7 protein-coding genes are annotated in these 7,182 nt (G+C 34.8%); 1 reads left to right on the top strand and 6 read right to left on the bottom strand.

Annotation, left to right across the window (positions count from 1 at the left end):
* Positions 1-281, top strand: a 281-nt coding sequence (locus tag CFPU101_RS22270) for a hypothetical protein (protein ID WP_206817714.1), incomplete at its 5' end; no start/stop codon positions are given.
* Positions 282-431: 150 nt separating this feature from the next.
* On the opposite strand, the gene CFPU101_RS22265 is transcribed toward CFPU101_RS22270, so the two are convergent.
* The 6 genes from CFPU101_RS22265 to CFPU101_RS22240 all read right to left on the bottom strand — a co-directional run bounded on the left by CFPU101_RS22265 (position 432) and on the right by CFPU101_RS22240 (position 7,157).
* Entirely contained in the window at positions 432-764 is a 333-nt protein-coding gene (locus CFPU101_RS22265) for an urease subunit beta (RefSeq protein ID WP_206817713.1), read from the bottom strand.
* A 10-nt stretch (positions 765-774) separates the two neighbouring features.
* Positions 775-1,077: an urease subunit gamma gene (gene ureA / locus CFPU101_RS22260; protein WP_206817712.1), complete on the bottom strand. Its 303-nt coding sequence runs from the start codon at positions 1,075-1,077 to the stop codon at positions 775-777.
* Positions 1,078-1,151: 74 nt separating this feature from the next.
* A complete protein-coding gene (locus CFPU101_RS22255; protein WP_242578181.1) occupies positions 1,152-2,039 on the bottom strand; it encodes an urease accessory protein UreD in 888 nt (295 codons plus the stop codon).
* Positions 1,984-2,757, bottom strand: coding sequence for a hypothetical protein (locus tag CFPU101_RS22250; RefSeq protein WP_206817710.1), 774 nt, complete (start codon positions 2,755-2,757; stop codon positions 1,984-1,986). Before CFPU101_RS22250 ends, CFPU101_RS22255 begins: the two co-directional genes overlap by 56 nt.
* Before the next feature lie 254 nt (positions 2,758-3,011).
* Positions 3,012-4,820, bottom strand: a complete 1,809-nt coding sequence (locus CFPU101_RS22245) for an EAL domain-containing protein (protein WP_206817708.1) — start codon at positions 4,818-4,820, stop codon at positions 3,012-3,014.
* A 198-nt stretch (positions 4,821-5,018) separates the two neighbouring features.
* Positions 5,019-7,157 (bottom strand): EAL domain-containing protein, encoded by a 2,139-nt coding sequence (locus CFPU101_RS22240; RefSeq protein WP_206817707.1) that lies wholly within the window; start codon positions 7,155-7,157, stop codon positions 5,019-5,021.
* Between the last annotated feature and the right edge of the window lie 25 nt (positions 7,158-7,182).

Below are 7,182 nucleotides of genomic sequence, written 5' to 3'. Positions count from 1 at the left end.
GTAAGGTAATAAATTTTCTTCATCGGTATCCCTATAGTAAGCTAACCGAAGGAAAGAACAGTTCAAATTTCAATTTTTGGACTAAAACGCAAAAAGCCCCTGCTATGCGGGGCTTCTTGCGTTGGAAAAATGGTCAGGTACATCAGACCTGCAACACTAAAAAGAAAGGCATGCCGTTACCGGCTAAAAATATTTACCTTACTTTTAAATTTCCAGTAAATAAATTCACTGTCGTCTCAAGGCTTAAGTCGGTTAAAACCGACTCAGGGCAAAACTTTTAGTCCATTTTAATGGACTTGCGCTATGAGACGTGAAATTCATTTCACGGTGGACTAGAAAAGCAAATTACAACCCAATTAATCATTCAAGTTTCATTGACCCATTCACTCAATGTTATGATTTGATTACTTTAACCCGAATTGGGCTTGATCTTATTTTCTCTTTTTGCCTTTTTTACCGTCTAATGCTCCTTCAATTAAAGCATTAAACCCATAAATTTCTCGACTTCCTGAAAGTACCACTAATTCGACTTCTTTTTCGTCTCCTGGTTCAAATCGAACTGCTGTACCCGCAGGAATATTCAAACGCATTCCTTTGGTGGCATCTCGGTCGAATTGTAAAGCTTCGTTAACTTCATAAAAATGAAAATGTGAGCCAATTTGAATCGGACGATCGCCTGTATTAGCCACTGAGATCCGAATGGTCTCTTTCCCTGCATTGATCTCGATTTCACCTGAAAAAGCAATAATTTCGCCTGGAATCATGGTTTTATTTCTATTGAATAGGGTTATGGATCGTTACTAATTTTGTACCATCGGGAAAGGTTGCCTCTACTTGAACTTCGGGCAACATCTCAGAAATGCCTTCCATCACTTCATCACACCTTAGTAATTGTGTACCATCACTCATTAATTGGGCAACGGTTTTTCCTTCTCTTGCCCCTTCTAAAATTGCCGCAGAGATATAGGCGACTGCTTCAGGATAATTAAGTTTAATTCCTCTTGCTTTGCGTCTTTCTGCCAGTAAAGCAGCCGTAAAAATCAGTAATTTGTCTTTTTCTTGGGGGGTTAGTTGCATAGGATCTCAGTTTTTTCATCATACGTCACTATAAGGTTATAGCTGAAATGGTTTCAAGCTTGAATTAAAAAGTTTTAATTTTGTAATTCTCCCCAGACTCTCGGTATAATTGGCGATCGCTCTAGCAAAGACTGGCGTAAATCATGCCAAACTAAGGTCAACCAGTGGCGCGCTTCGGTAGTCGAAAAGCCTCGATAACGACACAGTAAGCCATCTTCAAGCGTTTGTGTAAGTCCTGTTTCCCCTTGATAATTCCCATCATGCCATCGGTGACGAATTTGCTCAAAGGTTGTCGCTGAAATCGGTTGACCGATACAGATTAAACTAGCAATTACAGGATAACCCGCTAAACCCTGTGGACTGTCTAGCATTTCTTCATTCGCCACTAACCCTTGTCTATCGATCCAAAGGGGTGATCCGTTTCGCCAGACTTCTGTATGAGATCGCCATTCGCCTGTTCTAAAGCGTTCTCCCCTAGCACTTCGTCCTAAACGGGTGATATCCCAAGCAAACCATGTCGCATTTTGCCCTAATTCGACCCTAAGATCCTGTTGATACACTGCGCCGTCAAAAATGATGGTTTCTTGGGGTAACCATTCTAAACAGGCATTATCTTCTAGCTGGATGTTAATCGTTTGAGTGGCAATTGCTCCGTTACTGCGATAAATTTTAGCTGCTGCTGTCGTCGTAATCACTGTTTGGGCATTGTTTTGTAAATGAATGGTTTGAGTTAGATTATCCCCACCAACAACACCCCCCGCAGTATGCAGTAAAACACTATGACAAATCTCTGTACCTTCAGGATAAAAAGAACGTTGAATTTTTAGGGGGGCTTTGGCGTAACGATGGGTTAATAGAGTCGTATCCGAGGAGTAGCGGTAAATGAGATTGAGTTCACCATGCCATCTAGTCATGAGGTGTATCGCGATCGCCATGACCAAACCATGAACAGTTTTGGACATTTGCGTATTTTTGAGTCAACAATTTTTCGACATCTTGCATCGTACCATCACTGGAGATCCAACCATTTTCGATATCAGGGAAATCGATCTGACAGTTAGCACATTTTTTATCGGAATAGAAGCGAATGGGACACCAGAAGGATTCAACATTGCGTAACATTTCTGTGCCTAATGACCAAACGCCTGTCATCCAATCGCAGTATAAACACCAGATCAAATCATAACCGATTAAGCCAGAAAATTTATGACGAGAAACGTTTACCCAGTCTTTTGCATTGTATTTCGGTAATTTAACTAATTGAGTAAGGGGAGGGTATACAAGAATTTCGGCGAAACGAACAACCCAAAAAACAGGAATGGCTAATGCTGTAATCCAAACTGCCAAATGATTACGCCATCCGCCAATAATTCTACTATTAGTACGATGAATTTTTGCCTCTTGCCAGTGTTCTCGATGAATCAATTCATGAAAAAGAATCCACAGCCATAATGCACTTAATTCTGATGCTAAACCAATTCCTAAACCCATTCCTTTTTGTACTAGAAAACCCACTAGAAGGGGCAATAACATAAAGTAGCTTAAGAATAGATCAATTGCTGGCGCATAGCAAAGATTTTCTGACCATTCTTGCCCCCTTTTTCCCAAACGAGGGAGTAAATGTAGAAATACAGCCCCAACTAATAAGCTAGTTGTCAGAGTAATATAGAGTGCTAACATTTTGCTTGGCTCAACCAAAATAAGAGTACATAAATTGAAGATGACATCTTGCCTAGACTCTTAGGTTAATAGGAAGCCCAATTGTTATTCTTGATTTATTATGTAAGTTTTTCTAAGAAAGAGTCTAAAGACAAGGAGCGAGTGTTTTATAATACGACTAACCTATCCTCAGATCTGTTAAAAATTAGAAAATTGTCACATTCATTTAAGATTTCCCCTTTCTTGATTAAGCTTGTCTTTTGCCTACTCTCTCATTAACGACTAATTAATGTTCGAGGTGAAGTAAAAAGTTGAGCCACATCTATAGCTGTTAAGGGTTGACTGTAAAAATAACCCTGTATCTGATCACATCTAAGAGATTGTAATATTTCTAACTGTTGCTGTGTTTCTACACCTTCAGCTACAACTTGCTTGTCTAAAATTTGTCCAGACGCAATAATCGCCGAGATTAAAGCTGTTTTCTGTGGGTAATATTTTAACTCTCTAATTAAACTTTGAGCAATTTTTAATTTACTAATGGGTAACTGATTCAAATAATTAAGCGAAGCATACCCTAACCCAAAATCATCAATAGCCATTTTAATTTTCATTTCTTTAATAGTTTGTAAAACTTGGTTTGATTCTTCGATATTTTCAAGCAAGTTATTTTCAGTGAATTCTAGCTCTAGTAGACTTCCATCTAGCCCAGTTTTTAATAAAACTTGAGATAGCATTTTAGTTAGATAAAGACTTTGAAATAGACGAGGTGAAATATTAACAGATATCGGTAAATAGCTTAATCCACTTTTAATCCAATCTAAATTTTGCTCACAAGCTGTTTTTAAGATCCATTGAGTAATTGGTATAATTAATTCGGTTTTTTCAGCAACAGGTAAAAATCTTCTTGGTGTTAGTAGTCCATATTTTGGATGTTCCCAACGTAATAAGGCTTCTATTCCCTGAATTTCTCCAGTATTCACATTAACTTGAGGTTGGTAATATAAAGAAAATTCTTCATTTTCTATTGCTTCATGTAAAAGTTTTTCAATTTGATAAAACTGCAAAGTATGAACTGATTTTTTTCCGATAGATGCTAAGGGTAATAAATTAGTTTTTTGTTTAGTTATTTGTAAATTAATTTCTGCTTTATGAATTAACTCTTGACCATTATTACTATCATTGGGATAAGTGCCAATACCGATATTAGTTCTTATAAAATAAGGCTTTTCATTAATTTCTATCGGTTCTTTAACATTTTTCAAAATTCTTTGACTAATTGTTTGTATATCTTCAAACGAATTAATTTGTGAAATTAATATAATAAATTTATCTTCTTTAATACTAGCGACAATATCACCAGAACGTAGACTATTTTTAATTTTTTTAGTATACTCACTAATCAGTTGTTTGCTATAATCTGACCCTAGTTGTTGATTAATTTTTAGAAAGTTTTCTGCTTCTACTAAAAATACGGCTAAAACTTTATGTATTTTTTGTGCATTGTTAATTGCTAATGATAAATGTTCATTAAATAACTTTAAATTTGGTAATTGAGTTAAAGAATCTAAATAATTATTTTCTAGAATAGTTGCATCGACTTGATTGCTTGTGTCTAAATAATTAGATGTCGTAAAATCTAAGGTACGTTGGTTTTTATTTTGTGAAATAGAATTGCCTATAGCTGAATTATTCTTGTCAATTTGGGAAGAATAATCTGATTGAATTAAAGTCTCAAAAACATTATTAATATGATGATAGCTGGCATTAACCTCACAACCAAAATTAATTAAATCACCATTTTTTAATTCATGAACTAAGCATTTTTCACCATTAACATAAATTCCATTTTGACTTTTGCAACCTTCTAGATTACCGTCCAAAATCCAATAGGAATAATCTTGATTTTGACTATTAACTTTTCTCACTAAAGTAGCATGAAATCGAGATGCTTGTGTTGAAGCAATGACGATTTGATTATCTGCGTGTCTGCCAATCGTATATTTAATATCTTCTAATGCGATCGTTTTTCTACTTTTTTTATCTTCAATAATAAATAAATGTTTGCTTAATGGAGAATAAATCATATTAACCCATCCAATGAACTAAAAGTTGTTAGCTCTAAAATCAAGATTTAACTATAATTAATCATGAAGGCTTTCAACGATTTAAGCAATGATATCTATAACCTAAAAATGTGATTGTGATCACTCAAAATGAGTAGATTAATCACAAAGCTATGATCAAAAAAGTGTTATGGAATCGACAAAAATATTTTTTTACACCTATTTATAAGTAAATTCGGACGAGTTTTCTGTAATATCTCGTTTAATACAATGTTGTAGCAAAAGCTGAGTAGCGTCTTCAGTTTTAAGCGGACGACTAAACCAGTATCCTTGTACTTCTTCACAATGCAATTTTTCAAGTATTTCAAGTTGCTGTAGGGTTTCAACTCCTTCGGCAACTACTCTAAGATTAAAGCTACGACCTAACATAATCATAGCTGACAGAATTGCTGTATCTTCAGGATTAACTTGCAACGCTTGAACAAAAGATTGATCAATTTTTAACGTTTGAAACGGAAACTTTTGTAAATGACTTAAAGAAGAATAACCTGTCCCAAAATCATCTAAAGAAATAGAAACACCAAGAGAACGTAAATCTTTAAAAACTTGTGCCGCGAATTTTTCATCGTGAATAATGCTAGTTTCTGTAATCTCTACTTCTAAATAATAAGGAGGTAATCCAGTTTCTGCTAAAGTTTGCTCAATCATTGTTACTAGATTTGGCTGCTGAAACTGACGCGGCGAAAAATTTACAGTGATGGGTAACGGTTTAAATCCTGCTTGTTGCCATGCTAAATTTTGTGAGCAAGCTGTTTTTAAAACCCATTGACTAATCGGAACAATTAAATCTGTTTGTTCAGCTAAAGCAATTAATTTAGCAGGAGCAACTTGACCCATATCAGGATGATACCATCTTAATAATGCTTCTACTCCTGTAATTTCACCAGTCGTGAGTTTAACTTGTGGTTGATAGTGTAAAGAAAACTCATTTTTTTCAATCGCTTGATAAAGCGAATTTTCTAATTTTAACAATAACAATGCTTTAGAGGTAATTGTAGAACTATAGAATTGATAGCGGTTTCGTCCTTTTTCTTTGGCTCGATATAATGCTGCATCTGCATTTTTTAAAAGTGATTCTTCATTATCTCCATCTCTGGGATAAATAGCAATCCCCAAACTTGTTTTGATATAAAGTTGATGCTCTTTAATATGAAATGGTTTTTTCAAAACTTCGATAATTCGTTGTGCTAATTTAATCGTATCATCTTCATCCCGAACTTGAGGTAGTAAAATTGTGAATTCATCACCTCCCCAACGTGCGACCGTATCACCTGCACGAACACAATTGACTAATCGTTTAGCAAATTGCTGTAAAACTTGATCGCCATAAGAATGACCTAAAGAATCATTAATATTTTTAAAGCCATCTAAATCAAGAAAAATTACCGCAATGACACCTTTATTTCGTTTAGCTTGTTCTAGAGAAATCGATAACTGTTTATTAAACCATGCTCGATTAGGTAAACTGGTTAAGAGATCATGAAAAGCTTGATATTTGAGTTTTTGTTCACTTTGTTTGCGTTCGGTAATATCAAAAATATAACTTCTGATAAGTTGACTATCACTCAGGTAATGTACATATTGTTCAAAAACATTATCACCGATTTGGACTTCTCTTAATAAAAGATTTCCTTCGGTATTTTTGGATTGATCAATTAAACTCTTCAATATAGGATGTTTTAATACTTCTTCTCGGAGACTCTCAAACTTAATATTAGCGGCAGGATTAGTGTATGTAATCTCACCATGATAGTTAATTTCAATAATTGGATTAGGACTTAGTTCAGGAAAAGAAGCTAAACGAACTAAATCTTGTTTCTCTAAATTGTCTTGATCATTTTTATCTGAGACTAAAGTAGAATAACTATTATTATGAGCAATGTTACTTTGTTCAATTACTTCTTCTAATAGGCTAGAATCAATCGGATTAAATAATGCTATTTCTACTGTACTAGGAATAATATAGTAGCTTGTTTTTGCTCGACCTCCAAATAAAACAACATCACCATGCCTTAAGTCATGTGATTCGCACGTTAAGCCATTAATAATTAAACCATTAGTACTTTTATTCCCCTCCAAATCTCCGTCAACAATACGGTAAAAATACTCATTTCCGTGAGGTGATTTTCTAATTCGTAAGAAAGTCGCATGACGACGGGATACAACAGATTCATAGATGACAATTGAATTGCTAGATTCTCGACCAATTGAATAAGTAGCTTCTTCTAAAGCGACGATTCGTCGAGCTTTCTGGTCTTCAATCACTAAAATATGTCGAAAAGATGATAAATGATTCATTGTGGTTTCGGAAAAGACACAGTCC

The sequence above is a fragment of the Chroococcus sp. FPU101 genome, from assembly GCF_017312365.1.
In the GTDB taxonomy this organism is placed as follows: Bacteria; Cyanobacteriota; Cyanobacteriia; order Cyanobacteriales; family Microcystaceae; genus Chroococcus.
This window is presented reverse-complemented; position numbering and strand designations above follow the sequence as displayed.